The sequence below is a fragment of the Stenotrophomonas sp. STEN022 genome, assembly GCF_056760155.1.
In genome coordinates this window covers 1-2,963 of record NZ_JBRREG010000183.1, presented here as the reverse complement: position 1 = coordinate 2,963, position 2,963 = coordinate 1, and the positions used below count along the sequence as shown (strand labels likewise).

At 71.0% G+C, this 2,963-nt stretch carries 3 protein-coding genes; 2 read left to right on the top strand and 1 reads right to left on the bottom strand.

Going from position 1 to position 2,963, the window contains the following annotated elements:
• Together ACVOMF_RS20755 and ACVOMF_RS20750 are read left to right on the top strand one after the other, a co-directional pair.
• Window positions 1-1,117 (top strand): patatin-like phospholipase family protein (locus tag ACVOMF_RS20755; RefSeq protein ID WP_481510954.1); only part of this gene is annotated, 1,117 nt, incomplete at its 5' end.
• A 2-nt stretch (window positions 1,118-1,119) separates the two neighbouring features.
• Entirely contained in the window at window positions 1,120-2,574 is a 1,455-nt protein-coding gene (locus ACVOMF_RS20750; protein WP_019186275.1) for a GntP family permease, read from the top strand.
• A gap of 40 nt (window positions 2,575-2,614) precedes the next feature.
• Here ACVOMF_RS20750 and ACVOMF_RS20745 read toward each other — a convergent pair.
• Window positions 2,615-2,963: hypothetical protein (locus ACVOMF_RS20745; RefSeq protein WP_481510953.1), on the bottom strand; the 349-nt coding region annotated here is incomplete at its 5' end.

Here is a 2,963-nt window from a genome sequence, read left to right as displayed (position 1 = left end):
CCCCCCCCCCCCCCCCCCGCCCCCCCCCCCCACCCCCCCCCCCCCCTGCCCCCCCCCCCCCACCACGCCGCCGCCCCGCCCAACCCCCGGGCCGCCCCCGCCGCCCGAACTCCTGTCCATCGACCTGGCCTTGCAGGGCGGCGGCTCGCACGGCGCCTTCACCTGGGGCGTGCTCGACCGCTTGCTGGAAGAGGAGTGGCTGCGGATCGATGGCGTGTCCGGTACTTCCGCAGGCGCGATGAACGCGGCCGTGCTGGTCGATGGCTTCGAACGTGGCAGTCGCCAGGGCGCGCGCGAGGCGCTGGCCCGGTTCTGGCGCGCGGTGTCCGACGCAGCGCGCTTCAGTCCGCTGCAGCGCGGGCCGCTGGACGTGCTGATGGGACGCTGGAGCCTGGAGGGCTCGCCGGCGTTCCTGGCCATGGACCTGGTGTCGCGGCTGTGGTCGCCCTACGACCTCAATCCGTTCGGCGTCAATCCGCTGCGCGACATCCTGGAGCGCTCACTCGATTTCGACGCGCTGTCGAAGTCGGACATCAAGCTGTTCATCACCGCCACCAACGTGCGTACCGGCCGCGGCAAGGTGTTCCGCAACGCCGAACTGAGCCCGGACGTGCTGCTGGCCTCGGCCTGCCTGCCGAACATGTTCCAGGCGGTGGAGGTGGACGGCGAGTACTACTGGGACGGCGGCTACTCCGGCAACCCGACCATGACCCCGCTGGTGCGCGACTGCAATTCGGACGACGTGATCCTGGTCGCGGTCAACCCGGTCGAGCGTCCCGACCGGCCGACCGGCGCGCGCGAGATCCTCAACCGGATCAACGAGATTTCCTTCAACGCCGGCCTGCTCAAGGAACTGCGCATGATCGCGCTGCTGCGCCAGGTGGCCGACGTGGGCAACTGCGAGGGCGCGCGCTGGGCGAGCAAGCGCATCCACCTGGTGCGCAACGACCTGGCCACCGTGCTGGATTCCTCGTCGAAGATGAGCGCCGAGTGGGCGTTCCTGGAGATGTTGCACAAGGAGGGGCGGCGCGTGGCCGAGTCCTTCCTGGCGCAGGACGGCGCCAACCTGGGCAAGCGCTCATCGATCGACCTGAACGTGCTGCTGGAAGGAGTGTGAGCATGGGACTGCTGGGCATGCTGGTCGGCCTCGGCCTGTTGATGTACCTGTCCTACCGGGGCTGGAGCGTGCTGCTGCTGGCGCCGGCCGCGGCGTTGGTGGTGGCGGCGTTCTCCGGCGAGCCGCTGCTGGCGCACTGGACCTTGACCTTCATGTCGGCCGCCGCCGGATTCATCTCCCAGTTCTTCCCGCTGTTCCTGCTCGGCGCGCTGTTCGGAAAGCTGATGGAGGACAGCGGCTCGGTCGAGGCCATCGCCGCGTTCATGACCGCCAAGCTCGGCACCCGGCGGGCGATGCTGGCGGTGGTGCTGTCCGGCGCGCTGGTGACCTACGGCGGGGTGAGCCTGTTCGTGGCGATCTTCGTGCTGGTGCCGATGGCCGCGGTGCTGTTCCGCGGCGCCGGCATCCCGCGTCGGCTGATGCCGCCGGCGCTGGCGCTGGGCACGATGACCTTCACCATGTCGGCCATGCCCGGCACGCCCTCGATCCAGAACGCGATCCCGATGCCGTTCTTCGGCACCACGCCGTTCGCCGCGCCCGGGCTGGGCCTGATCGCCTCGGCGATCATGCTGGCGTTCGGCCTGTGGTGGCTGGCCCGCGCCGAACGTCGCGCGCGGCTGGCGGGCGAAGGCTTCGGCGAGTTGGCCACGCCCGACGCCGGCATGGTGGCCGAGGACGAGATCGTGCGCGAACGCGCGGCGGTGGCGCAGCCCTTCGATCCGGCCGAGGCGGCGCATGGCGTCCAGGGCAGCGGCCTGCCGTCGGCGCTGGTTGCGTTCGCGCCGCTGGCGGTGGTGATCGGGGTGAACCTGCTGATGTCGCTGCTGATCCTGCCGCGGATGGACGTGTCCTACCTGCAGTACGCGCGCTTCGGCGAAACCTCGCTGTCCGAGGTGGCGGGCGTGTGGTCGGTGTCGGTGGCGCTGGCCGCGGCGATCGCCACCACCATCGCGCTGAACCTGCGCCGCTTCCCCTCGCTGCGTTCGAGCATGGACTCCGGCGCCAACGCCTCGGTGCTGCCGATCCTGGCGGTGGGCAGCCTGGTCGGTTTCGGCGCGGTGGTCGCGGCGATGCCGGCCTTCGAGATCGTGCGCGACTGGGTACTGGGCATCGGCGGCGGTCCGCTGGTGTCGCTGGCGGTGGCGACCAACATCCTCGCCGGCCTCACCGGCTCGGCGTCCGGCGGCCTGACCATCGCCCTGGATGCGCTGGGTCCGACTTTCATGGCCATCGCCTACGAGACCGGACTGTCGCCGGAGCTGATGCATCGGGTGGCGGTGATCGGCGCCGGCACCCTGGACAGCCTGCCGCACAACGGCGCGGTGGTGACTCTGCTGGCGGTGTGCGGCTGCACCCACCGCGACAGCTACGGCGACATCGCGGTGACCGCGGTGCTCGGCTCGATCGTGGCGCTGGTGGTGGTGATCGTGCTGGGGACGATGTTCGGGTCGTTCTGAGCGCACGTGCGCGGCGTGACGGCGCCGCCCGGCACGATGCTCAGGCGCGGCGCGGCTGGATCGAGGCCAGCTGCGCGTCGGCCAGTCCCAGCAGCAGGCGCCGCGTTTCGCGGCCGCCGCAGCGGAACGCCTGCAGCAGGCGTCGCTCGAGCGGGTCGTGGACCAGTTCGGCGTCGAGTGCCGGAATGTCGTCCGGATCCGCCTCCCAGGCCAGCGGGCCACGGCCGGTGGCCAGCCACTCGAAACGCACGCGGGTGACATGCGCCAGGCGGGCGCGCCGTGTTTCTCGAAGTGGGCGAGGATGGCGCGGATGGTTTTGGGTTCCTCGATGCTTGCGACGATCCGCACCGCCCCGCCGCAGTGGGCGCATGTGGTGACGTCGATGGAAA